This is a genomic window from Mesorhizobium sp. WSM4848, from assembly GCF_055811375.1.
The window spans coordinates 34,905-57,406 of sequence record NZ_JBVVPX010000006.1 but is presented as its reverse complement, the minus strand read 5'-3'; the positions used below and the strand labels follow the sequence as shown (position 1 = coordinate 57,406).

Here is a 22,502-nt window from a genome sequence, read left to right as displayed (position 1 = left end):
CCATGTCGCGCGAATACATCAGCTCGGCGCATAATCCTCGGCCAGCTTCATCCGGGCCGATGCCAAACGGCCTATTGCGCCCAGAGTTCCCGGCGCAGTTCGCGCCAGCTTGCTTCGTCCGGTGCGACAAGAAGGCCACCGCCGACATGCGAAGGCCGATAGGTGCTGCCGTCGAAACGCGCCGCGTAACCACCGGCCTCGGCATGGATCAGCACACCGGCCAGATGATCCCACGGCATCAGCTTGTTGTAGACGACGAAGTGGGCGTGGCCGCTCGCCAGCAGGCGGTATTCGTGAGCCGCGCAGCGATAGCCGAATTGCGAAAGACATTTCGTCTGGTTGCGCGCCAGCCGTGACCGTTCCGGCTCGGGCATGTATTGCCAGGAAACCGCGCCGGTCATTTGCGAGATCGGCGCAGGCTCGGCGACATGCACCTTCTCCAAAGTGCCATGCGCATGCCGTATGTGGCTGCCAGCCCCCCTGGCACCGATCAGCCAGTCCTTGCCGATGGGATCGTGAATGATGCCGGCGACGGTCTCGCCCTTCACCACGACGCCCAGCATGACGCCGAACAGCGGCACGCCTGAGGCGAAATTGAAAGTGCCGTCGACGGGATCGATGACGAAGGCGAGATCGGCTTCGCCGAGCCCCTCGAGCAGCGCCGGGTCGTCCGAGGAGGCTTCCTCGCCAACGATCATCGCCTGGGGGTAGCGCTCACGCAGCCTGACGGTGATGAGCCGCTCGGCACTCACATCGGCCTCCGTCACCAGATCGGCTGCCGAGGTCTTCTGGCGGACGTCGCCCTCATCCAGCCGGCGAAAGCGCGGCATGATCTCGGCAATGGCAGCGTCGGACAGAAGCCTGGCGAGCCAGTCGATCGCGGTATCGTCAAATGTCATCGGGAACGTCTTGCCTTGCGGTCAGGGTCTCGTTGAGTGCGGCGAAATCGAACAACTTTCTGTCGAGCAGATGCGAGGGCCGCACATTGGTCATGGCGTGGATCATCGTGTCCTTGCGGCCGGGCATGCGCTTTTCCAGGTCGTCGAGCATCGCCTTCATCGCATTGCGCTGCAAGCCGTCCTGGCTGCCGCACAGATCGCACGGGATGATCGGGAACTTCATGGCGCCGGCGAATTTTTCGAGATCGGCCTCGGCGCAATAGGCGAGCGGCCGCAGCACCATGACGTCGCCGTCGTCGTTGAGCAGTTTTGGCGGCATGGCGGCGAGGCGTCCGCCATGCAACAGGTTCATGAAAAAGGTTTCGAGAATGTCTTCGCGGTGGTGGCCGAGCACCAAAGCCGAGCAGCCCTCCTCCCGCACGATGCGGTAGAGATGGCCGCGCCTGAGCCGCGAACACAGCGAACAATAGGTGCTGCCTTGGGGAAGCTTGTCGGTCACCACCGAATAGGTGTCCTGATATTCGATGCGGTGCGCAATGGCGTATGCATTGAGATAATCGGGCAGAATGTGTTTGGGAAAGTTCGGCTGGCCCTGGTCGAGATTGCAGGCCAACAGGTCGACCGGCAGCAGCCCGCGCCATTTGAGGTCGAGCAGCAACGCCAGCAGGCCGTAGGAGTCCTTGCCGCCGGACAAGGCGACCAGCCAGCGATCGCCGGGCCTAACCATTGAAAAATCGTCGATCGCCTGACGGGCGAGACGCAGCAGTCGTTTGCGCAGCTTGTTGAATTCGACGGAGGACGGCACGTCGGCAAACAGCGGATGAAAGCCGCCTGCGGCATCGGCGATCGGTTCGATTGTTTCTGGCAGCATGTTCATGGCGCGGCCCCAAAAGTCGTTGTTGCTGCCCGGAGTAGCGCATCGGTCCGAAAATCGAAATCGATTTTCGGAAGCCCAAAGAAAAGGCCGCCTCGAGGGCGGCCTTCGATGATGTCGCAGATGAAGAAAATCGATCAGCGCGAATAGAATTCGACGACCAGGTTCGGTTCCATCTGCACGGCGAAGGGAACATCCGACAGCCCGGGGATGCGGCCGAAGCTCGCCGTCATCTTGTTATGGTCAACCTCGATGTAATCAGGCACGTCGCGCTCAGCCAGGCCTACCGATTCCAGGACGATCACCAGCTGCTTCGACTTTTCGCGCACTTCGATGACATCGCCCGGCTTGCAGCGGTACGAGCCGATGTTGACGCGCTTGCCGTTGACATTGATGTGGCCGTGATTGACGAACTGGCGAGCGGCAAAAATGGTCGGCACGAACTTGGCGCGGTAGACGACCGCGTCGAGACGCGACTCGAGCAGGCCGATCAGATTCTCCGAGGTGTCGCCCTTACGGCGGTTCGCCTCTTCATAGACCTTGCGGAACTGCTTTTCCGACACGTCGCCGTAGTGACCCTTCAGCTTCTGCTTGGCACGCAGCTGCAGGCCGAAATCGGAAAGCTTGCCCTTGCGGCGCTGGCCGTGCTGGCCGGGACCGTATTCGCGCTTGTTGACCGGGGACTTCGGGCGGCCCCAGATGTTTTCGCCGAGACGGCGGTCGATCTTGTATTTCGCGGATTCGCGCTTGCTCATCGCATTCCCTTTCAAAAAGACACACCCGGCACCTCATGGTCCGGGTGAAGGAAACGCGCCCTCCTCTGGCCCCCGTTTTCGAGGCCTGACAGGGTTCTCCCACGCAACGCGGCGGAAACCCACGGGACACGTCATTCTAGACAAGACTCCGGGAGGAATAGAGCGGCTTCCCAAATGTCTTGCACACATAAACAAACCACCGGACATTGCGGCCCGGTGTTGGTGGGCTGATTAGACGGAGATTTAACTGGTGTCAAGCTCGCGGCAGTTCGCGGCTGGCGTCGGTGATGATACGCCGCGGTTCCCCCGCGCGCGATGTGTGCTGGACCACGGCTATCCAACCATGGGACCGGACCTCGGGTGCGGACGAGCGGCTAGTGTTTCGATTTCTTCTCGGGCAGGCCCTTACGCTTGGTCTCGGCGAACTCCTCGAGCTGCTTTTCGCTCATCGACTTGTACATTCCCTTCGAAGCGCCTTTGAGCTCGCTCTTCTTGGTCTCGCCACGCTTGGCGGACAATGCCGCGCCGGCGGCTTTCTGCTGGGCTTTTGAAGTGGCTGGCATGATCGTTTCTCCCGTCTTGCGATGAGGGAAAAACGCACCGGTCGGGGTGATGTTCCCAGATATCAGGAAATCGCCAGCCCAAACCCCTGCATCAGGCGGCGAGTCGGAAAATCGACCCGCTTCGAGGTGAAGACGGCAAGGTCGGCGCCTTCCGGCAACGCCTCGCCGCGGTGGCTGGCCTCGGCACCCGCGAGCAGCGAGAGCGCGCGTCGCGCGATCGCCTCGGCGGGATCGAGCCAATCGACCGGCCAAGGTGCCGTCTTGCGCATGCGATTGGCCAGAAAGGGATAGTGGGTGCAGGCAAGCACGACGATGTCGGTCCGCAGTTCGTCATGTTCGACGAAGCACGGCGCGATCTCGGCACGCACCGCCTCTTCATCGACAAAGCCATCGCGCATATAGATTTCGGCCAGTCCCGCCAGACTGTCGCTGCCAACCAGGCGGACATGGCATTTCTGCGCCCATTTGCCGATCAGGTCGCGGGTATACTGGCGTTTGACGGTGCCGGGGGTCGCCAGCACCGAAACCAGCCCCGAGCGCGTGCGTTCCGCCGCCGGCTTGATCGCCGGCACCGTGCCGACGAAAGGATGACCGGGAAATCTTTCGCGCAACGCATCGATGACCAGCGTCGAGGCGGTATTGCAGGCGATGACCGAAATGGCCGGCGAAAAACGGTCGAGCAGCCTGCCGAACAGATCCAGCACATGTGCCCTCAGTGCCGCTTCCTCCCAAGCGCCATAAGGGAAAGCCGCGTCGTCGGCGACATAGACGAAGCGGCGGTCGGGCATCAGCACCCGCGCTTCGCGCAGCACCGTCAGGCCGCCGATGCCGGAATCGAACATCAGGACAGGGCGGGCGCTTGAAGGATCGGTCATTGTCATCGTCTACAGGAGATGGCGGAGAAGGCTGCGGGCCCGCGGCGGGAAGATGGTCACAAATCCCTGATCCATCATTTTTGGGATGATGGACCACACCAAATAACATTCGGTTACGGCTAAAGCCTGTCTCTTAGGCCTGGTCCTTGTCTGTCGCCTTGGTGGCGCGGGCCGCTGCCGGAAGCCGCCTTGGATCATCGCCCGGCGATCCGTCGCCGCGCGGCATGGCCGGCGAAAACCTGTCCAGCGATGATATTATGCCGCGCAGCACCTTGAGCTCCGGCTCGGCGAAGCCGGCACGCGTCAGCACCGCGCGCAGATTGTCGACCATTTTCGGCTTCTTCGCCGCCGGGCGGAAATAGCCGCGCGCTTCGAGCGCGCCTTCCAGATAGGCGAACAGGCCGTGCAATTGTTCCTTGGTCGCCGGCATCATGTCGGGGCTGGAAAAATTGGTTCTGGTCTCATCTTCCAGGCCCGACTTCATCCACTCATAGGACATCAGCAGGGCGGCCTGGGCGATGTTGAGTGAGGAGAAGGCGGGATCGACCGGGAAGGTGACGATCTCGTCGGCGAGGCCGACCTCGTCATTATAGAGCCCGAACCGCTCGCGGCCGAACAGGATGCCGGTGCGCTGTCCGGATCGCTGCCGCGCTCTAAGCGCCCTGCCCGCCTCGACCGGTCCGCGCACCGGCTTGAAATTGTCGCGCGCTCGCGCCGTGGTGGCGAAGACGAAGTTCAGGTCGGCGACCGCCGAGGCCAGATCGTCAAACACTACAGCGGCATCGATGACGTGATCGGCGCGGCTTGCGGCGGCGCGCGCCTTTTCGCTTGGCCAGCCGTCGCGCGGGTTGACGAGGCGCAGCTCGGCAAGGCCGAAATTCGCCATGGCGCGCGCGACCATGCCGATATTCTCGCCGAGCTGCGGCTCGACCAGGATGATCGCCGGGCCGGTGGCAGGAAGGACGTCGTTGCTGGCTTGCATTGTCTCAATGAACTGCTGTTTGCGGCATTTCAGCGTCCCCTGCCATATCCGGCCGCGAAAATGAAGCTTTGGCAGGCAACGCCCGACGCCAAGGCGAGCCCGCTGGCGCGGATCGCCGTTTGCGCGGCCAAAAATGCTTTGATATACGGGCCGCATCCCCGGCCAAAACCATGCGGGCAAGGCCGTTCCGATCCCCAACAATGAGGCATTCTTTCCATGGCGAAGATCAAGGTGGCGAACCCGGTCGTCGAACTCGACGGCGACGAGATGACCCGCATCATCTGGCAGTTCATCAAGGACAAGCTGATCCACCCCTATCTCGACCTCAAGCTTGAATATTACGACCTCAGCGTTGAGCACCGCGACGCTACCAACGACCAGGTGACCATCGATTCGGCCAATGCGATCAAGAAGCATGGCGTCGGCGTGAAATGCGCGACGATTACGCCCGACGAGCAGCGTGTCGAGGAATTCGGGCTGAAGAAGATGTGGAAGTCGCCAAACGGCACCATCCGCAACATCCTCGGCGGCACCATCTTTCGCGAGCCGATCATCATGAAGAACGTGCCGCGGCTGGTGCCCGGCTGGACCAAGCCGATCATCGTCGGCCGTCATGCCTTCGGCGACCAGTACCGCGCCACCGACTTCCGCTTTCCCGGCAAGGGCAAGCTGACGATCAAGTTTGTCGGCGAGGACGGCGAGGTGATCGAGCATGATGTGTTCGATGCGCCGGCCGCCGGCGTCGCCATGGCCATGTACAATCTCGACGAGTCGATCCGCGAATTCGCCCGCGCCTCGCTCAATTACGGCCTGCTGCGCAACTACCCGGTCTACCTCTCGACCAAGAACACCATCCTCAAGGCCTATGACGGCCGCTTCAAGGACATTTTCCAGGAAGTCTACGAGGCAGAGTTCGAAGCCGAGTTCAAATCCAAGAAGCTCTGGTACGAGCACCGGCTGATCGACGACATGGTTGCCTCCAGCCTGAAATGGTCGGGCGGCTATATCTGGGCCTGCAAGAACTATGATGGCGACGTGCAGTCGGACACGGTGGCGCAAGGTTTTGGGTCGCTCGGCCTGATGACCTCGGTGCTGATGACGCCGGACGGCAAGACGGTGGAGGCAGAGGCCGCGCACGGCACCGTCACCCGTCATTATCGGCAGCACCAGAAGGGCGAGGAAACCTCGACCAATTCGATCGCCTCGATCTTCGCCTGGACGCGCGGCCTGGCGCACCGCGCCAAACTCGACGACAATGCCGAGCTGATGCGTTTTGCCGAGACGCTGGAAAAAGTCTGCATCCAGACCGTCGAAGCCGGCTTCATGACAAAGGACCTGTCGCTGCTGATCGGTCCCGACCAGCCATGGCTTTCGACCACCGGCTTCCTCGACAAGATCGACGAGAACCTGCAGAAGGCGATGGCCTGACCAGGCCGCGTTGTGAGCAGGCCCGTCGTCTACGGGGCGGACTACAGCGTCTATGTGCGCATCGTCCGCCTCGCACTCGAGGAAAAAGGCATCGGCTACGAACTTGTGCCGGTCGACATCTTTGCGGCGGACGGCATTCCCAGTTGGTATTTCGACCATCAGCCGTTCGGCCGCATCCCGGCCTTCGAGCATGACGGGTTCCGCCTCCACGAGACCAGCGCGATCACCCGCTATGTCGACGAAGCGTTCGACGGCCCGGCGTTGCAACCGATCGATGCCCGGCCTCGCGCGCGCATGAACCAGATCATCGGCATGCTCGACGCCTATGCCTATCGGGCCATGGTCTGGGATGTCGCCGTCGAGCGGCTGGAAAAGACGACGCCTGACGAGGCTTTGATCGCCAATGGGCTTCTGCAGGCGAGAACGACGCTTAAGGCGCTCTCATCGCTGAAGGCCGAGGGGCCATGGCTGTTGGGATCGCAACTGACGCTGGCCGACCTGCATGCAGCACCGATCATCGGCTATTTCGCCAAGGTGGCCGACGGACAAAACCTGCTGGCCGAGTTCGCCGATATCCAGGCCTGGTGGGCTCGCATCGCCGGACGGGAGAGTTTTGCCACCACTGAAAACGCCGGGTGACAGCAGAGGGTCCCGTGCGGCTCCCCCTTCTCCCCTTGTGGGAGAAGGTGGCCTCGCGAAGCGAGGTCGGATGAGACACATCGCCCGGCGCCGGGCGCCATCGTAGATGAAAGGTGCGCGGGCCGCTTTCTCTGGTATATCGGCTTTGGACGCGCGAGCATCCGAGGCCGACACCCATTGTTGCTAGCGAGCACGCGATGAGACTGGCCCGCGCTGCTTTTAGGTATCATCGATTGTCGCCGCCGGGAACCCGGCGAGCACGTATGGCAGGCTCTGCTTTACCGTCGCAGCGCAGCTCGCCCGTCCACCCGAACCGAGGAGAGGAAGCATGGTGGACGTTGTCATCGACTGTTGCGCGGGTCTTGATGTGCACCAGGGCACGATCGTGGCCTGTGTGTTGGGCGGCAAGAGCAACCGGGGGAGCAGAAGCCGCCCCGGCAAGACGATCAGGACCTTCGGTACGACGCGCGAGAAGCTGCAGTCGCTTGTGGCATGGCTGAAGGCAGAAGAAGTCACCCATGCGTGCATGGAGGGGAGCGGGGTCTACTGGATGCCGGTCTTTGCCACGCTGGAGGCGAGCGAGGCGGTCGCGCCGCCGATCGTGGTGAACGCCAGCCACATTAAGAACGTGCCCGGCCGCAAGACCGACGTGAAGGATGCCGAGTGGCTTGCCCATCTGGTCCGCCTGGGCCTGGTGCGCAACAGCTTCGTGCCGGACAGGCCGTTCCGCGAGCTGCGCGAGCTCACGCGCTATCGGCGCAGCCTCGTCGAGACCCAGGCGTCGGAGCGGCAGCGGCTGATCAAGCTGCTGGAAGGCGCCGGCATCAAGCTGGCCGGCGTGCTCAGTGACGTGTTCGGTATCAGCGGCCGGGCCATCGTGCGGGCGCTGATTGCCGGCACCCATACGCCGCAGCAAATGGCAGCGCTCGCCCGCGGCACAGCGCGCAAGAAGTATGCAGCCCTTGTTAAGGCCCTCGATGTGCGGCTCGAAGGTCATCAGCGCCTGATGCTGGAATGCCAGCTGCAGCGGGTCGAGAGCGCCGAGGCCGACATCGCCGCGCTTGACGTCGAGATCGATCGCCGCCTCGATCCCTATGCCGAGCAGGTGGCGGCCTTGCTGCGTATGCCTGGCTTCGACCGCGTGGTGGCCATCACCGTGATCGCCGAGATCGGCATCGACGTCTCGATGTTCCCGACCGCTGCTCATCTTGCCGCCTGGGCCGGCGTCTGTCCGGGCAACCATCAGAGCGCCGGCAAGAGCAAGCCGACCAAAGCGCGCAAGGGCAATCGCCATCTCAAGACCGCCCTGTGCAATGCTGCCATCAGCGCCTCAAAGAAGACCGGCAGCTACTACAAGGCCAAATACCACAAGCTCAAGGCCCGCCGCGGCGGCGGCAAGGCCGCGCTTGCCCTCGCCCACAAGCTGCTGCTGGCCGTCTATCACGTGCTGCGCGGCTCACCCTTCCGCGATCTCGGCGAGACCTATCTCGACAAAATCAACGTCAAGCGATCCGCCGCCCGCCACGTCAAGTACCTCGAAAAGCTCGGTTTCTCGGTTAAAATCGAGCCCTTGGCCCAAGCCGCTATCTGATTGAAATGAAACAGAGTTTGAAGTTACTTTCATGGCAGGGGTGCTCCAGCTTGGCACCAACAGCACTCCGGCCAGCACCCCTCATCCGGCTCGGCGCTGCGCGCCGATCCACCTTCTCCCACAAGGGGAGAAGGGAAGAATCCCCAGCAAACCGATCAGGCCGCCTCCAGGGCGGCCTTCACCGCAGCGATCGCGTCTTCGGCCCTCGAGGCGTCCGGGCCGCCGGCCTGGGCCATGTCAGGCCGACCGCCGCCGCCCTGCCCGCCCAATGCCGCCGACGCCACACGCACCAGATCGACAGCGCTGAAGCGGCCGGTCAGGTCGTCGGTGACGCCGACCACGACGCTGGCCTTGTTGTCCTCGCCGGCGCCGACGAAGACGACGACGCCGGAGCCGAGCGACTTCTTGCCGGCATCGGCCAACGGCTTCAAATCCTTCGGCGCGACGCCCGATACCGCCTTGCCGAGGAAGCCGACACCGGCAATGGTCTCGTTCTCGGCAGGCACGCCAGCTGGCGAGCGGTCGCCCAGCGCCAGTTTCTTGCGCGCTTCGGTCAGTTCCTTCTCGAGCTTCTTGCGCTCGTCCAACAACGCCTCGACGCGCGCCGGCACGTCGGCCGGCGAGATCTTCAGCGCGGCCGCGGCCGCCTTCAGCCGTTTGTCCTGCTCGTCGAGATGCTTTCTGGCCGGCTCTCCGGTCAGCGCCTCGATGCGGCGCACGCCGGCAGCGACGGCGCTGTCCGACACGATGCGCACCAGGCCGATATCGCCGGTCGCCCTGACATGGGTGCCGCCGCATAGCTCGACCGAATAGGGCCGGTTGGCCTTGGCGCCATGCAAGCCCGTGCCCATCGAAACGACGCGCACTTCATCGCCGTACTTTTCGCCGAACAGCGCTATGGCGCCTTCGGCAATGGCATCGTCGACCGACATCAGCCGCGTGGTGACCGGGCTGTTCTGGACGACGATCTCGTTCGCCATCCGCTCGACCTCTTCGATCTCGTCAGGCGAGATCGGCTTGTTGTGCGAAATGTCGAAGCGCAGACGCTCGGGCGCGACCAGTGAGCCCTTCTGCGCGACATGGGTGCCTAGCACCTCGCGCAGCGCTTCGTGGATCAGATGCGTTGCGGAATGGTTCGCGCGCAGCCTGGAGCGGCGCGCATGGTCGACCTTCAGCTCGACGGTCGCGCCCGTGTCGACCGTGCCGTCGGCCACCTTGCCGAGATGCACGAAAAGCCCATCGGCCTTCTTCTGCGTATCGGAGATCTCGATCAAGAACCCTTCGCCTGAAATGACGCCGGTATCGCCGACCTGGCCGCCGGATTCGCCGTAGAACGGCGTCTGGTTGACGACTACGGCAACCGCGTCGCCCTTGGCGGCGCTGTCGACGATCTTGCCGTCCCTGACCAGCGCCTGGATGAGGCCTTCCGCCTGCTCGGTCTCGTAGCCGAGGAACTCGGTGGCGCCATGCCTCTCGCGCACCGGGAACCACACTGTTTCGGTCGCGGCCTCGCCGGAACCAGCCCAGCTCTTGCGCGCCTCGGCCTTCTGCTGCTCCATCGCATTGGTGAAGCCGGCAAGATCGACCGAGATGTTGCGCTGACGCAGCGCGTCCTGGGTCAGATCGAGCGGAAAGCCATAGGTGTCGTAGAGCTTGAAGGCGGTCTCGCCATCCAGCGTGTCGCCGGCGCCCAGCTTTTCCGTCGCCTCCGAAAGCAGGCCCAAGCCGCGCACCAGCGTTTTGCGGAAACGGGTTTCTTCAAGCTTCAGCGTCTCGGTGATCATCTGTTCACCGCGCACCAGCTCCGGATAGGCCTGGCCCATCTCGCGCACCAGCGCCGGCACCAGCCGCCACATCAGAGGATCACCGGCGCCCAAAAGCTGCGCATGGCGCATGGCGCGGCGCATGATGCGACGCAGCACGTAGCCGCGGCCCTCATTGGACGGCAGCACGCCGTCTGCCACCAGAAAGCAGGACGAACGCAAATGGTCGGCGATGACGCGGAACGATCCGACGCTGTCGGCATCCGGACCGCGGCCGAGCGCGGATGACGCAGCCTCGATCAGGTGACGGAACAGGTCGGTCTCGAAGACGCTCTCGACCCCTTGCAGAATCGAGGCCATGCGCTCCAGGCCCATGCCAGTGTCGATCGACGGGCGCGGCAGGTCGATGCGCTCGTCCTTCGTCACCTGTTCGTACTGCATGAACACCAGGTTCCAGAATTCCAGGAAACGGTCGCCATCTTCCTCGGGGCTGCCGGGAGGGCCGCCCCAGATGTGCTCGCCACGGTCGATGAATATCTCCGAGCACGGACCGCAAGGTCCGGTGTCGCCCATTGCCCAGAAATTGTCCGAGGTCGGAATGCGGATGATGCGATCGTCGGAAAAGCCGGCGATCTTCTTCCAGTAGCCGGCAGCCTCGTCGTCGGTGTGATAGACCGTGACCAGCAGCTTGTCCTTCTTCAGCCCGAACTCCCTGGTGATCAGGTTCCAGGCAAGCTCGATGGCGCGCTCCTTGAAATAGTCGCCGAACGAGAAATTGCCGAGCATCTCGAAGAAGGTCAGGTGGCGCGCGGTGTAGCCGACATTGTCGAGGTCGTTGTGCTTGCCGCCGGCGCGAACACTCTTCTGAGCCGTCGTGGCACGCGAATAGGGTCGCTTTTCCAGGCCGGTGAAAACGTTCTTGAACTGCACCATGCCGGCATTGGTGAACATCAGTGTCGGGTCGTTGCGCGGCACCAGCGGGCTCGACCCGACGACCTCGTGACCCTCCTTGCGGAAATAGTCGAGGAATGTCGACCGGATCTCGTTCACGCCACTCATGAATAATACTGCCTTTTAGTTTTTGGAGAGAGCCGTCGGCCCGGCCGATGACAAATGGACATGGCCTTTTAGCCGCCGCGTCGCAGCCTGTCCAGAAACACGGAATTGGGCCAATTTGCGGGGCTTGCCGGTCATCTCAAATGCAAACCGCCGGCGCTAGGCCGGCGGTTCGAAACGCAACAATACAGACACAGGCTGGAGGTGATGAGCCGGACTCATGGCCAAACTCCGACCAATGCCGAAGCCTACATGGCGCCAGCTTCGTCCTCGAAACCATCGTCTCCGCCTTCGGAACCACCATTCTCGAGGAATTTCTCCGCAATCAGCCCGGCATTCTGCCGTAGTGCCAATTCGATCTCGCGCGCCGTGTCGGGATTGTCGCGCAAGAACAGTTTTGCGTTCTCGCGGCCCTGGCCGAGACGCTGCGAATTGTAGGAGAACCAGGCGCCCGACTTTTCGACCACGCCGGCCTTGACGCCGAGGTCGACCAGCTCGCCGGTCTTGGACACGCCCTCGCCATACATGATGTCGAACTCGACCACCTTGAAGGGCGGCGCCAGCTTGTTCTTGACCACCTTGACGCGGGTCTGGTTGCCGACGACCTCGTCGCGGTCCTTGACCGAGCCGATGCGGCGAATGTCGAGGCGCACCGAAGCATAGAATTTCAGCGCGTTGCCGCCGGTCGTGGTCTCGGGCGAACCGAACATGACACCGATCTTCATGCGGATCTGGTTGATGAAGATGACCATGGTGTTGGAACGCGAGATCGAGGCGGTCAGCTTGCGCAGCGCCTGGCTCATCAGGCGGGCCTGCAGGCCGGGCAGCGAATCGCCCATCTCGCCTTCGATTTCGGCGCGCGGCGTCAGCGCCGCGACCGAATCGACTACCAGCACGTCGATGGCGCCGGAACGCACCAGCGTGTCGCAGATCTCCAGCGCCTGCTCGCCGGTATCGGGCTGCGAGATCAAGAGGTTTTCGAGGTCGACGCCGAGCTTGCGGGCATAGACCGGGTCGAGCGCGTGCTCAGCATCGACGAAGGCGCAGATGCCGCCCTTCTTCTGGGCCTCCGCCACCGTGTGCAGCGCCAGCGTCGTCTTGCCCGAGCTTTCCGGCCCGTAGATCTCGACGATGCGGCCGCGCGGCAGGCCGCCGACGCCGAGCGCGATGTCGAGGCCAAGCGAACCGGTCGGCACCGTTTCGATCTCGACGACCTGCTCGTTTGCGCCGAGCCGCATGATCGAGCCCTTGCCGAAGGCACGCTCGATTTGCGACAGCGCCGCATCCAGAGCCTTTGATTTGTCCACTGCTTTGTCCTCTACAAGCCGCAAAGAATTCTGAGCCATGATACATCACCCCGTGGTCGTCAATGAAGGCCGGACAATCCGTAATCCCTATCAATTTGTACGTTTTTTGTTCTCGTTTGGCAAGGGGAGACAACCAATTGAAAAACCAACAATATCCGTATTTGTTCTTTTTTTGTTTTGGATTTCCACCCCAGGATGTATCCCGCTTCGCCCGCAGGATTCGGCTGGGCATCTTCCGAATCGCGGCTTCTGGTTGCCGGGTTCCGCCGGACAACCTAGTCTTCACCCGGGCAACAAGGTCATCTCACCGGGCATGCTGAAGTCGCCGACAGTTCTGGCCGTAGGCGGCGCCTATATCGAGCGGCGCGGCCAAGTTTTGGGCGCCTTTGTGCCGGCGGTGTCGAATCCCGGCACGATGCGCGAGGCTGTCGGCGGCGCCGTCTTCAATGCGCTGCGCTGCGCCGTGCGCCGCGGCGTCTCCGGCGCGCTGCTTTCGGTTCGCGGCGGCGATGTTCTGGCCGACATGGTCTCGCGCGCCGTCGCTGCGGCCGGTATTGCCGATCTTTCCGTGGTGTTCCTCGATCGCACGACGCCGAGCACCACAGTGCTGATCGACGGCGACGGCGCCCTGATCGCCAGCCTTGCCGACATGGCGCTCTACGACCTGGCGCTTGCCAAGCAGATCCGCCGTGCCAAGGTGCGCGAGGCGATCAGCACCGCCGATGCGGTCCTGTGCGACGCCAACCTGCCGCCGATGGCGCTGGAGCGGCTGGTGACGCTCGCCGCCGGCAAGCCGGTGTTCGGCCTCGCAGTCTCGCCCGACAAGGCGGCGCGGCTCGCGCCGGTGCTGGGCAGCCTGGCGCTGGCCTTCATGGACCGGCGCGAGGCCGGCGCGCTTACCGGCGCCGACGTCGATGCTGACGATCGTGGCATTGTCGACGGCCTAAGACGCGACGGCCTGAAAAGCGGCGTGGTCACCGCTGGCGAGGGTCCAGTGCTCGGTTTCGACGAAGCCGGCGCCTTCTCGATCCTGCCGCCTACGTCACAAAAGCCGGCGGATGCGACCGGCGCCGGCGACGCATTGGCCGGCGCGACGATGGCCGCCCTGCTGCGCGGCCTGACGCTGCGCGCAGCGTTACGCGAAGGCGTTGCCGCAGCACAGCTCGCCGTCGAGAGCGCCGCCTTCACGAGCGCTGTCTTTGCCGAGGCGCTGGCATTCGTGCCCGAGGCGCGCGACCTGGCATGAAATCCCGGATGTTGGCGCCGCCCCTCAACAACCTGAAGCGATTATCTAAAGCTGAGCGGCTAGCGGACATACCTACTTGCCGGCCCGCAGCCCCGCCTCATAGGCCCGGCGTGCCCAGACCGCCATCTCATCCGGATCGTCGAAGGCGCTGTCGGGAACGCTCCAATACGGCATCGACACCAGCTTGCCATGCCGCGACCCCGTGTAGGTCCATTGCCGGCAGCCGGCCGCCTCGAATTCGGGCGCGCTTTCCGCGTCGGCTTTCAGCATCAATTCGCCGCGAATGACGATGGCGACGATGACGCCGTCGAAATAGATGCCCTTGCCGCCGAACATCTTGCGAATGCTGACCGGGCCGAGGCCTTCGAACAGTTCGGCAATGCGTTCATTGTCCATGCCGCGATCATGTCATCCGGATTTCCCCTTGTCATCGCCGCAACCGGCACCATCCTGACAGTTGGAACAAATTTCGTCGGAGGTTTTTCATGCCGCTTCTGCTCAAAGGGTCCTGCCGGTGCAATGCCGTCCGCTTCGAGGTGGAGAGCCACACGCCGGTGCCGTTCATGCTGTGCTACTGCTCGATCTGCCGCAAGCAGCAGGGTGGCGGTGGCTTTGCCATCAATCTCGGCGCCGATTACGAGACGCTGAAAATCAAGGGCAAGCGCAATCTTGGCGTCTACCAGGCCGAGATCGAGGACGACGAGCATCCGCAATGCGAGATCTCGTCAGGCGAGCGGAATTTCTGCAAAAAATGTGGTTCGGCACTGTGGCTCTATGACCGGACCTGGCCAGAACTGGTCCACCCCTTCGCCTCGGCGATCGACACAGACCTGCCGAAACCGCCTGAAAAGGTGCATCTCATGCTGAAATACAAGGCGAACTGGGTCGAGCCCGACATCGGCAGGAAAGACAAGAGCTTCGACGTCTATCCCGAGGAGTCGATCGCCGATTGGCACAAGCGGACGGGGATGTGGGTGGATTAGGTCCTTCTCCCCGCTCGCATAGGCTAAGCCCCTCACCCGGATTGCCAACCGAATTGCGAAGGGCAATTCGGGGCAATCCGACCTCTCCCCGAGGGGAGAGGAGGTCGCCAGCGTTGATGCAAGCCTCTTCTCCCCAGCGGGGAGAAGGTGGCCCGAAGGGCCGGATGAGGGGGCACGGGGAGAAGATCAGGCCGACGCGCGCGCCTCGGCCAAGGCCTTCAAATCGGCCGGCTTGAGTTCAACCGATTCGCCGCAGCCGCAGGCCGAGCTCTGGTTCGGATTGCGGAAGGTGAAGCCGGTGCGAAGCGTCGTCTGCTCGAAATCCATTTCGGTGCCGAACAGGAAAAGCGCTGCCTCAGGCGCGACATAGACATGGGCGCCGTCGCGCTCGATGTGATCGTCCTTGGTGTTGGGTTCGGTCACCAGGTCGACCGTATATTCCATGCCGGCGCAGCCGCCCTTCTTGATGCCAAGGCGAATGCCATGCGCATTCTCACGGGTCGCGACGATCTCGCGAACCCGGTCGGCAGCCTTTTCGGTCATCGTGATGACGGCGAAGCGTCCCATTCTTTAGTCTCCGCGTTCACGCAGGTTCAAGGCCTGCGGAATGAGTCTTCACCTAAAATGGTGAAGTTTTCTGCCTGGCGCAAGTGCGCCTCAATACCAGCCCACCGCGACCTGCGCCTCTTCCGACATGCGGTCGGGCGACCAGGGCGGATCGAAGGTCATGTTGACCTCGACGCCTGAAACGCCTTCGACGGCGCCGACGGCATTCTCCACCCAGCCCGGCATTTCGCCGGCCACCGGGCAGCCCGGCGCGGTCAGCGTCATGTCGATCTTGACCGAGCGGTCGTCCTCGATGTCGATCTTGTAGATCAGGCCGAGCTCATAGATGTCGGCCGGGATTTCCGGGTCGTAGACCGTCTTCAGCGCCGAGACGATGTCGTCGGTCAGCCGCGCCAGTTCGTCGGCGGGAATGGCCGAGGCGGAAACCACTTCATTGGCTGCCGTTTCCGAAGCGGTCTCTGCGGTGTGGCCTGAATCATCCATGATCGTCATCCGAAGAACTTTCGCGCTTTTTCGAGCGCATCGGCCAAAGCGTCGACTTCGGCCCTGGTGTTATACATGCCGAACGATGCCCTGCATGTGGAGGTTACGCCAAAACGTTTCAACAGCGGCTGGGCGCAATGGGTGCCGGCGCGCACGGCCACGCCCTGCCTATCGATCACCATCGACACGTCGTGGGCATGAATGCCCTGCAGCTCGAAGGAGATGATGGCGCCCTTGTCCGGCGCATCACCGAAGATGCGCAGCGAATTGATGGCGCGCAGCCGCTGATGGGCATAGTCCTTCAGATCGGCCTCATGCGCGGCGATGCGCTCGCGGCCGATCTTTTCCATGTATTCCAGCGCAGCACCCAGCCCGATCGCCTGGACGATCGGCGGCGTGCCGGCCTCGAAACGGTGCGGCGGATCGTTGTAGGTGACGATGTCTTGTGTCACCTCCTCGATCATCTCGCCGCCGCCCATGAACGGGCGCATGCGCTCCAGCATGTCCTTCTTGCCATAGAGCACGCCGATGCCCGAGGGCCCATAAACCTTGTGGCCGGTGAAGACGAAGAAATCGCAGTCGAGGTCCTGTACGTCGATCGGCATGTGCACGGCGCTCTGGCTGCCGTCGACAAGCACCGGAATGCCGCGCGCATGCGCGATGCGGACGATCTCCTTGATCGGCGTCACCGTGCCGAGCGCGTTCGACATGTGCGTGATGGCGACCAGTTTTGTACGGTCGCTCAGCCGCTTCTCGAACTCCTCGATGTGGAAGACCCCGAGATCGTCGATCGGCACCCAGACCAGCTTTGCGCCCTGGCGCTCGCGGATGAAATGCCACGGCACGATGTTGGAATGGTGCTCCATGATCGACAGGACTATTTCGTCGCCCTCGCCGATATTGGGCATGCCATAACCATAAGCAACGGTGTTGATCGCCGCGGTCGTGTTCGAGGTGAAGACGATGTTGTCGGTGCTTGGCGCGTTGAGAAATCTTTGCACTATCTTGCGCGCGTTCTCAAAGGCGTCGGTCGAGGCATTCGACAGGAAATGCAGCCCGCGATGGACGTTGGCATATTCCTGGGAATAGGCGTGCTGGATGGCGTAGAGCACGGCCTGCGGCTTCTGCGCCGAGGCGCCGTTGTCTAGATAGACCAGCGGTTTGCCGTAGACTTCCCGCGACAGGATCGGAAAGTCGCGGCGGATCGCCTCGACGTCGTAGGGGATGTTTTCGACTTTCTGGTCCATCATAAGCTCTCTCGAGGCATCGCCTCATTCCGTCCAGCACCCCTCATCCGACCGAGCTTCACTCGGCCACCGCCCCGGGGCGAGTCACGCGCCTCGCCCGCCCTTCGGGCCCCACAAGGGGAGAAGGAGAGGCGCCCTTCCTTCTCCCCTTGTGCGAGAAGGTGTCGCCGAAGGCGACGGAGGGGTGCTGGCCGAAGCGCCAAACCCTCCCACTGTCACCCGTGCGCCGCGAACCAGCCGTCGAGCCTGGTTTCCAGCGCCTCGACGATCGCCTCGTCGTCCAGTTCCTCGATCACCTCGGCGACGAACGCCTTGACGAGCAGGCCACGGGCCGACTTCTCGTCGATGCCGCGCGCCATCAGGTAAAACAGGTGGCTATGGTCGATCTCGGTGACGGTCGCGCCATGGCCGCAGACGACGTCGTCGGCGAAGATTTCGAGCTCCGGCTTGGTCGAGAACTCGCCGTCATCCGACAGAAGCAACGTGTTGCAGGCCATCTTGGCGTTGGTCTTCTGCGCATATTGGTGGACGTTGATGCGCCCCTGGAAGACGCCGCGCGCTCTTCCCGTCACCACGTTGCGGATCACTTCCGTCGAGGCGGTGTGCGGCACGGCATGGTCGAGCACCATGGTCACGTCGGTATGGGTGTCGCCGGCAAGCAGGCTGATGCCGCGCAGCGTGAAATCGGCGCCTTCGCCGGTCGTTCTGACCACGACCTCCTGGCGCACCAGCTTGCCGCCGGCATTCATCACGAACAGGGTCAGCTTCGCATCCTTGCCGAGATGCGCCTTGAACTGGGCAAGATGCGTGGCCGTATCCGCCTGCTCCTGCACGATGAGCCACATCACGTCGGCGCCCTCTTCAAGCAGAAGCTGGCTGACCGAGCTGACGAGTGCGGCGCCCTCGCCCGCCTGGCGCTCGACGATAACGGCCTTGGCGCCGGCGCCGACGCGGACGCTGAAGCGCACATGCGTCTGGCCGCCGGCCTGCAGGTTCTGCAATTCGATCGGCTTGTCCAGTTCGGTGCCGTCGGCGATGTCGACAAAATAGCCGTCGGCCACGAAAGCCGTGTTCAGCGCGCCGATGGCATCGTCGGCGCCATAGGCATCGAGCCCCGGCGCGATGCTGCCGTCGGTCAGCTTTTCCGACAGGCGCTGCACGGCAATACCGTCGATATCAGGCAGTTTCGTGCTCGACACGCCGTTCAGCACCGGCAGGACAGCGGACCCTTCGACTACGGGCGCAATGGCTTTCGGGGCGGCTGCGGGATCGAACTCCGGCACCGAAGTCAGCAGGCGGCGCAGGTCGGTGTAGTGCCAGGATTCGACGCGCCGCGTCGGCAGGCCGCTCTTGATCGCCTCGATGGCGTCGTCGCGCTTCAGCATCACCGTGCCGTCGCCGGGCAGCAGCGACAGCCGGTCGCCGAAGGCGTCGATCAGCGCCGTTTCGGCCGGCGTCCGCTGGGGTGTGGTGTGTATGTTCATCAGTTTCGCCTTGTCTGGCTTGCCTTCTTGGCCTTCTGGCATGTCACGCGGCTTGGCCGATCACGCCGGCATAGCCATTGGCCTCGAGGTCGAGCGCCAGCGACTTGTCGCCGGACTTGACCACCTGGCCCCTGTACAGCACGTGCACACTATCCGGAACGATGTACTGAAGCAGCCGCTGGTAGTGGGTGATGATGACGATGGCGCGATCCGGCGCGCGCAACGCGTTGACGCCTTCCGAAACGATCTTCAGCGCATCGATGTCGAGGCCGGAATCAGTCTCGTCGAGCACACAGAGTTTTGGCTCCAGCAGCTTCATCTGCAGGATCTCGGCGCGCTTCTTCTCGCCGCCGGAAAAGCCGACATTGAGCGGCCGCTTCAGCATCGCCATGTCCATGTCGAGCAAGGCAGCGGCATCCTTAACGCGCTTCAGGAATTCCGGGATCTTCAGCGGCTCCTCACCGCGCGCCTTGCGCTGCTCGTTCATCGCCACTTTCAGGAATTCCATCGTCGCCACGCCCGGTATCTCCATCGGATACTGGAAGGCGAGAAAGATGCCTGATATGGCGCGCTCGGCCGGATCCATTTCGAGGATCGACTGGCCGTTGTAGAGAATATCGCCTTCGGTCACCTCATAGTCCTCGCGCCCGGCGAGGATGTAGGACAGCGTCGATTTTCCCGAGCCGTTTGGCCCCATGATGGCGGCGACCTCGCCGGCTTTCACCGTCAGGTTTAGGCCGCGGATGATTTCGGTGCCGTCATCGACGATGCGTGCATGCAAATTTCTGATTTCAAGCATTTTTTTCTTTTCCTGAAAATTTTCTGTCCGGTCAGCCGACCGAGCCCTCGAGGCTGATGCCGATAAGCTTCTGCGCCTCGACCGCGAATTCCATCGGCAGTTGCTGGATGACGTCCTTGACGAAGCCGTTGACGATCAGCGCGATCGCCTCTTCTTCGGGGATACCGCGCTGCATGACGTAGAACTTCTGGTCCTCGGAGATTTTCGACGTCGTCGCCTCGTGTTCGAACTGTGCCGTGGCGTTCTTGGCTTCCATGTAGGGCACGGTGTGGGCGCCGCACTGGTCGCCGATCAGCAGCGAGTCGCAATTGGTGAAGTTGCGGGCGTTGGTCGCCTTGCGGTGCGCCGAGACCTGGCCGCGATAGGTGTTCTGCGAGTAGCCGGCAGCGATGCCCTTGGAGATGATGCGGCTCGACGTGTTCTTGCCGAGATGGATCATCTTGGTGCCGCTGTCGACCTGCTGGTAGCCGTTCGACACGGCGATCGAGTAGAATTCGCCGCTGGAATCGTCGCCGCGCAGGATGCAGCTCGGATATTTCCAGGTGATCGCCGAGCCGGTCTCGACCTGCGTCCACGAAATCTTCGAGCGGTGGCCGCGGCAGTCGCCGCGCTTGGTGACGAAATTGTAGATGCCGCCCTTGCCCTCGGCGTCGCCGGGGTACCAGTTCTGCACCGTCGAGTATTTGATCTCGGCATCGTCGAGCGCGATCAGTTCGACCACTGCCGCGTGAAGCTGGTTCTCGTCGCGCTGCGGCGCCGTGCAGCCTTCGAGATAGGAGACGTAAGCCCCTTCCTCGGCGATGATCAGCGTGCGCTCGAACTGGCCGGTATTCTTCTCGTTCATGCGGAAATAGGTCGACAGTTCCATCGGGCAGCGCACGCCCTTGGGCACGAAGACGAAGGAACCGTCGGTGAACACCGCCGAATTCAGCGTGGCGTAAAAATTGTCGGAGGTCGGCACGACCGAGCCGAGATATTTCTTCACCAGTTCCGGGTGCTCGCGGATGGCTTCCGAGATCGAGCAGAAGATGACGCCGGCCTGCGCCAGCTCCTTCTTGAAGGTGGTGACGACGGACACGGAGTCGAACACGGCGTCGACGGCGACGCGGCCCGATTTGTAGACGTTGTCGCTGGCTTCCTCGAGTTCCGATGCGTCGGTCTTCTGCACACCGGCGAGGATCTCCTGTTCCCTCAGCGGGATGCCGAGCTTTTCATAGACCCTCAACAGTTCAGGATCGACGTCGCTCAGCGATGTCGGTCCCGGCGTGCTCTTGGGCGCCGCGTAATAGTAGAGGTCCTGGAAATCGATCTTCGGATAATGGACGCGCGCCCACTTCGGCTCGTCCAGCGTCACCCAACGCCGATAGGCTTCCAGACGCCATTCCAGCATCCAGGACGGCTCGTCCTTCTTCGCCGAAATGAAGCGGATAATGTCTTCGCTCAGGCCCTTCGGGGCCTTGTCCATCGCGATTTCGGTCTGGAATCCGTATTTGTATTGGTCGACGTCGATCTTTCGGACCCGATCGATCGTGTCCTGCACAGCAGGCATTAGCGTTCTCCATCCACGCCGGGGTCAAGGCCCGGCAGTTTTCAAACTATGGCACCCCGAAACGAGCGCCTTAAGGCGACCGACGCGGCGTAAGTTCCATATAGTGCGTCCCTGCCGGGAATTCACCCGGCCACCATGAAACGCACGGCTCTACCAGGCCAAAAAGCCTGCGTTTGTTTGCCGCGCTCAGGCGGCTTCTTCCCTGCCTGCGCGGCGTGAGGCAATACCTGCCAGCGCAGTGCGGAACAGTTCGATGTCCTCGGCGCTCGTTGCATGGCCGATGGACACACGCAAGGCGCCAGGGCTGTCATTGTATCCCATGGCTTTCAGCACATGGCTCGGGCCGACCTTGCCCGACGAACAGGCGGAACCGGCCGACAGCGCCACGCCCGCCAGATCGAAGGCGATCTGCGCCGTCTCGGCCTTGATGCCCGCAATAGCGAAGAATGTCGTGTTGGCAAGCCTCGGCGCGCCGGTTCCGAAGATTTCCGCATCCGGCACCAGTGTTTTCACGATGGCCTCGATCTCGTCGCGACGGCTGCCGACCGCTTCGATGCGCTTCAATCCGATCAGGGCTTCGCGCGCCGCCGCGCCGAAACCGGCGATCGCGGCCAGGTTTTCGGTGCCGCCGCGATGACCCTTTTCCTGGCCACCGCCTGATATCAAGGGCCTGGGCATCATCAGGTCCGAGGCGGCGATAATGGCACCAACGCCCTTGGGACCGCCGATCTTGTGCGAAGACAGAATCAAGTAATCGGCATAACCCGCTGACATATCGAGCAGAATGCGACCGGCTGCCTGCACGGCGTCGACGACCAGGATGCCGCCCGCCGCCTTGACGATTTCGGCGATGCGCTCGACCGGCTGGATGACGCCGGTCTCGTTGTTGGCGGCATGGATCGCCACCAGCGGCAGGCCGTCTGCCTTGTCGTGGGCGCCGAGCGCCGCCGCCAACGCGTCCAGCCTGACGACGCCGTCGGCGTCGACACCGAAGTGCGTCACCTGGGCTGCCGGAAAACGCCCGCCGTTCAGCACACAAGGATGATCGGCTTCGCAGACGTAGAGCCGGCTCATGCGGACAGTGCCGCGCCCCATCTGCCAATCAGGCGTAAGCAGCGTCGAGGCGGCTTCCGTCGCACCTGAGGTGAACACGACATGCTGGGCGCTGGCGTTGACCAGCGCCGCCACATCGCGCCTTGCATTCTCGATCAGCCGCCGAGCGGCACGACCTTCGGCATGGACCGATGACGGGTTGGCGGCAGTATCGAGCGCGGCAATCATTGCCGCGGGGGGCGGGGGGCGGGGGGGGGGGGGGGGGGTGTTTTGGGGGTTTGGGGGGGGTGGGGGCCGGTTTGTTTTGGTGGGGGGGGTTTAAAGGCCGTAGAAAAGCCAATTCGCGGGGGGTGGGGGGT

The 22,502-nt window shown here is 63.0% G+C and carries 20 protein-coding genes and 1 pseudogene; 5 read left to right on the top strand and 16 right to left on the bottom strand.

Annotated features, from left to right (window positions below):
* Nucleotides 1-71: 71 nt before the first annotated feature.
* The 6 genes from AC0L16_RS08280 to AC0L16_RS08255 form a co-directional block, all read right to left on the bottom strand.
* A complete protein-coding gene (locus tag AC0L16_RS08280; RefSeq protein WP_473620082.1) occupies nucleotides 72-899 on the bottom strand; it encodes an inositol monophosphatase family protein in 828 nt (275 codons plus the stop codon).
* On the bottom strand, nucleotides 889-1,776 hold the full coding sequence (gene ttcA / locus AC0L16_RS08275; RefSeq protein ID WP_473620080.1) for a tRNA 2-thiocytidine(32) synthetase TtcA: 888 nt from the start codon (nucleotides 1,774-1,776) through the stop codon (nucleotides 889-891). The genes AC0L16_RS08280 and ttcA overlap by 11 nt, the downstream gene beginning before the upstream one ends.
* Before the next feature lie 134 nt (nucleotides 1,777-1,910).
* Complete coding sequence (rpsD, locus tag AC0L16_RS08270; protein WP_023798277.1) at nucleotides 1,911-2,528, bottom strand: 30S ribosomal protein S4; 618 nt, start codon at nucleotides 2,526-2,528, stop codon at nucleotides 1,911-1,913.
* A gap of 374 nt (nucleotides 2,529-2,902) precedes the next feature.
* Nucleotides 2,903-3,091: a DUF3008 family protein gene (locus tag AC0L16_RS08265; protein ID WP_023717374.1), complete on the bottom strand. Its 189-nt coding sequence runs from the start codon at nucleotides 3,089-3,091 to the stop codon at nucleotides 2,903-2,905.
* A 62-nt stretch (nucleotides 3,092-3,153) separates the two neighbouring features.
* Nucleotides 3,154-3,966, bottom strand: coding sequence for a glutamate racemase (murI, locus tag AC0L16_RS08260; RefSeq protein ID WP_473620078.1), 813 nt, complete (start codon nucleotides 3,964-3,966; stop codon nucleotides 3,154-3,156).
* Nucleotides 3,967-4,099: 133 nt separating this feature from the next.
* Nucleotides 4,100-4,948, bottom strand: a complete 849-nt coding sequence (locus AC0L16_RS08255) for an RNA methyltransferase (protein WP_473620076.1) — start codon at nucleotides 4,946-4,948, stop codon at nucleotides 4,100-4,102.
* 216 nt (nucleotides 4,949-5,164) lie between these two features.
* Here AC0L16_RS08255 and AC0L16_RS08250 point away from each other — a divergent pair, with 216 nt between their 5' ends.
* From AC0L16_RS08250 to AC0L16_RS08240, 3 genes are all read left to right on the top strand, one after another.
* Complete coding sequence (locus tag AC0L16_RS08250; RefSeq protein WP_473620074.1) at nucleotides 5,165-6,376, top strand: NADP-dependent isocitrate dehydrogenase; 1,212 nt, start codon at nucleotides 5,165-5,167, stop codon at nucleotides 6,374-6,376.
* Nucleotides 6,377-6,388: 12 nt separating this feature from the next.
* The gene (locus AC0L16_RS08245) at nucleotides 6,389-7,015 is read left to right on the top strand and encodes a glutathione S-transferase family protein (protein ID WP_473620073.1); all 627 of its coding nucleotides are present in this window, start codon (nucleotides 6,389-6,391) and stop codon (nucleotides 7,013-7,015) included.
* Between the two features lie 328 nt (nucleotides 7,016-7,343).
* Nucleotides 7,344-8,606 carry an IS110 family RNA-guided transposase gene (locus tag AC0L16_RS08240; protein WP_473620071.1) on the top strand — a complete coding sequence of 421 codons (1,263 nt, stop codon included), beginning with the start codon at nucleotides 7,344-7,346 and terminating at the stop codon, nucleotides 8,604-8,606.
* Between the two features lie 155 nt (nucleotides 8,607-8,761).
* On the opposite strand, the gene alaS is transcribed toward AC0L16_RS08240, so the two are convergent.
* Together alaS and recA are read right to left on the bottom strand one after the other, a co-directional pair.
* Nucleotides 8,762-11,428: an alanine--tRNA ligase gene (gene alaS / locus AC0L16_RS08235; protein ID WP_473620069.1), complete on the bottom strand. Its 2,667-nt coding sequence runs from the start codon at nucleotides 11,426-11,428 to the stop codon at nucleotides 8,762-8,764.
* Nucleotides 11,429-11,673: 245 nt separating this feature from the next.
* Nucleotides 11,674-12,771, bottom strand: a complete 1,098-nt coding sequence (gene recA / locus AC0L16_RS08230; protein ID WP_008875470.1) for a recombinase RecA — start codon at nucleotides 12,769-12,771, stop codon at nucleotides 11,674-11,676.
* A 274-nt stretch (nucleotides 12,772-13,045) separates the two neighbouring features.
* Between recA and AC0L16_RS08225 the strand changes: the two genes are divergently transcribed.
* Nucleotides 13,046-13,978 (top strand): carbohydrate kinase family protein, encoded by a 933-nt coding sequence (locus AC0L16_RS08225; protein ID WP_473620067.1) that lies wholly within the window; start codon nucleotides 13,046-13,048, stop codon nucleotides 13,976-13,978.
* Between the two features lie 72 nt (nucleotides 13,979-14,050).
* Here the strand turns inward: AC0L16_RS08225 and AC0L16_RS08220 are convergent, their stop codons facing one another.
* Nucleotides 14,051-14,374: a TfoX/Sxy family protein gene (locus AC0L16_RS08220; protein ID WP_202362833.1), complete on the bottom strand. Its 324-nt coding sequence runs from the start codon at nucleotides 14,372-14,374 to the stop codon at nucleotides 14,051-14,053.
* Nucleotides 14,375-14,463: 89 nt separating this feature from the next.
* On the opposite strand from AC0L16_RS08220, the gene AC0L16_RS08215 reads away from it, so the two are divergent.
* Entirely contained in the window at nucleotides 14,464-14,961 is a 498-nt protein-coding gene (locus AC0L16_RS08215) for a GFA family protein (protein WP_473620065.1), read from the top strand.
* A 186-nt stretch (nucleotides 14,962-15,147) separates the two neighbouring features.
* Here the strand turns inward: AC0L16_RS08215 and sufA are convergent, their stop codons facing one another.
* The 7 genes and pseudogenes from sufA to AC0L16_RS08180 form a co-directional block, all read right to left on the bottom strand.
* The gene (sufA, locus tag AC0L16_RS08210) at nucleotides 15,148-15,528 is read right to left on the bottom strand and encodes a Fe-S cluster assembly scaffold SufA (protein ID WP_006206001.1); all 381 of its coding nucleotides are present in this window, start codon (nucleotides 15,526-15,528) and stop codon (nucleotides 15,148-15,150) included.
* Between the two features lie 90 nt (nucleotides 15,529-15,618).
* A complete protein-coding gene (locus AC0L16_RS08205; protein ID WP_473620063.1) occupies nucleotides 15,619-16,011 on the bottom strand; it encodes an SUF system Fe-S cluster assembly protein in 393 nt (130 codons plus the stop codon).
* A gap of 5 nt (nucleotides 16,012-16,016) precedes the next feature.
* A complete protein-coding gene (locus AC0L16_RS08200; protein WP_473620261.1) occupies nucleotides 16,017-17,258 on the bottom strand; it encodes a cysteine desulfurase in 1,242 nt (413 codons plus the stop codon).
* 215 nt (nucleotides 17,259-17,473) lie between these two features.
* Nucleotides 17,474-18,742, bottom strand: coding sequence for a Fe-S cluster assembly protein SufD (gene sufD / locus AC0L16_RS08195; RefSeq protein WP_473620061.1), 1,269 nt, complete (start codon nucleotides 18,740-18,742; stop codon nucleotides 17,474-17,476).
* A gap of 43 nt (nucleotides 18,743-18,785) precedes the next feature.
* A complete protein-coding gene (gene sufC, locus AC0L16_RS08190) occupies nucleotides 18,786-19,541 on the bottom strand; it encodes a Fe-S cluster assembly ATPase SufC (RefSeq protein ID WP_473620059.1) in 756 nt (251 codons plus the stop codon).
* A 31-nt stretch (nucleotides 19,542-19,572) separates the two neighbouring features.
* Nucleotides 19,573-21,090: a Fe-S cluster assembly protein SufB gene (sufB, locus tag AC0L16_RS08185; RefSeq protein WP_287072412.1), complete on the bottom strand. Its 1,518-nt coding sequence runs from the start codon at nucleotides 21,088-21,090 to the stop codon at nucleotides 19,573-19,575.
* 186 nt (nucleotides 21,091-21,276) lie between these two features.
* A pseudogene (locus tag AC0L16_RS08180) lies at nucleotides 21,277-22,374 on the bottom strand (cysteine desulfurase family protein); the annotation flags it as partial.
* Nucleotides 22,375-22,502 lie beyond the last annotated feature (128 nt).

Excerpts from the sequence above, each read along its gene's own strand:
- rpsD (WP_023798277.1), bottom strand. The coding sequence starts at position 2,528 with ATGAGCAAGCGCGAATCCGCGAAATACAAGATCGACCGCCGTCTCGGC.
- AC0L16_RS08265 (WP_023717374.1), bottom strand. The coding sequence starts at position 3,091 with ATGCCAGCCACTTCAAAAGCCCAGCAGAAAGCCGCCGGCGCGGCATTG.
- AC0L16_RS08220 (WP_202362833.1), bottom strand. The coding sequence starts at position 14,374 with ATGGACAATGAACGCATTGCCGAACTGTTCGAAGGCCTCGGCCCGGTC.
- AC0L16_RS08225 (WP_473620067.1), top strand. The coding sequence starts at position 13,046 with ATGCTGAAGTCGCCGACAGTTCTGGCCGTAGGCGGCGCCTATATCGAG.
- AC0L16_RS08280 (WP_473620082.1), bottom strand. The coding sequence starts at position 899 with ATGACATTTGACGATACCGCGATCGACTGGCTCGCCAGGCTTCTGTCC.
- recA (WP_008875470.1), bottom strand. The coding sequence starts at position 12,771 with ATGGCTCAGAATTCTTTGCGGCTTGTAGAGGACAAAGCAGTGGACAAA.
- AC0L16_RS08215 (WP_473620065.1), top strand. The coding sequence starts at position 14,464 with ATGCCGCTTCTGCTCAAAGGGTCCTGCCGGTGCAATGCCGTCCGCTTC.
- AC0L16_RS08240 (WP_473620071.1), top strand. The coding sequence starts at position 7,344 with ATGGTGGACGTTGTCATCGACTGTTGCGCGGGTCTTGATGTGCACCAG.
- sufB (WP_287072412.1), bottom strand. The coding sequence starts at position 21,090 with ATGCCTGCTGTGCAGGACACGATCGATCGGGTCCGAAAGATCGACGTC.
- AC0L16_RS08200 (WP_473620261.1), bottom strand. The coding sequence starts at position 17,258 with ATGGACCAGAAAGTCGAAAACATCCCCTACGACGTCGAGGCGATCCGC.
- sufD (WP_473620061.1), bottom strand. The coding sequence starts at position 18,742 with ATGAACATACACACCACACCCCAGCGGACGCCGGCCGAAACGGCGCTG.
- ttcA (WP_473620080.1), bottom strand. The coding sequence starts at position 1,776 with ATGAACATGCTGCCAGAAACAATCGAACCGATCGCCGATGCCGCAGGC.
- AC0L16_RS08205 (WP_473620063.1), bottom strand. The coding sequence starts at position 16,011 with ATGGATGATTCAGGCCACACCGCAGAGACCGCTTCGGAAACGGCAGCC.
- sufC (WP_473620059.1), bottom strand. The coding sequence starts at position 19,541 with ATGCTTGAAATCAGAAATTTGCATGCACGCATCGTCGATGACGGCACC.
- AC0L16_RS08250 (WP_473620074.1), top strand. The coding sequence starts at position 5,165 with ATGGCGAAGATCAAGGTGGCGAACCCGGTCGTCGAACTCGACGGCGAC.
- AC0L16_RS08255 (WP_473620076.1), bottom strand. The coding sequence starts at position 4,948 with ATGCAAGCCAGCAACGACGTCCTTCCTGCCACCGGCCCGGCGATCATC.
- sufA (WP_006206001.1), bottom strand. The coding sequence starts at position 15,528 with ATGGGACGCTTCGCCGTCATCACGATGACCGAAAAGGCTGCCGACCGG.
- alaS (WP_473620069.1), bottom strand. The coding sequence starts at position 11,428 with ATGAGTGGCGTGAACGAGATCCGGTCGACATTCCTCGACTATTTCCGC.
- murI (WP_473620078.1), bottom strand. The coding sequence starts at position 3,966 with ATGACCGATCCTTCAAGCGCCCGCCCTGTCCTGATGTTCGATTCCGGC.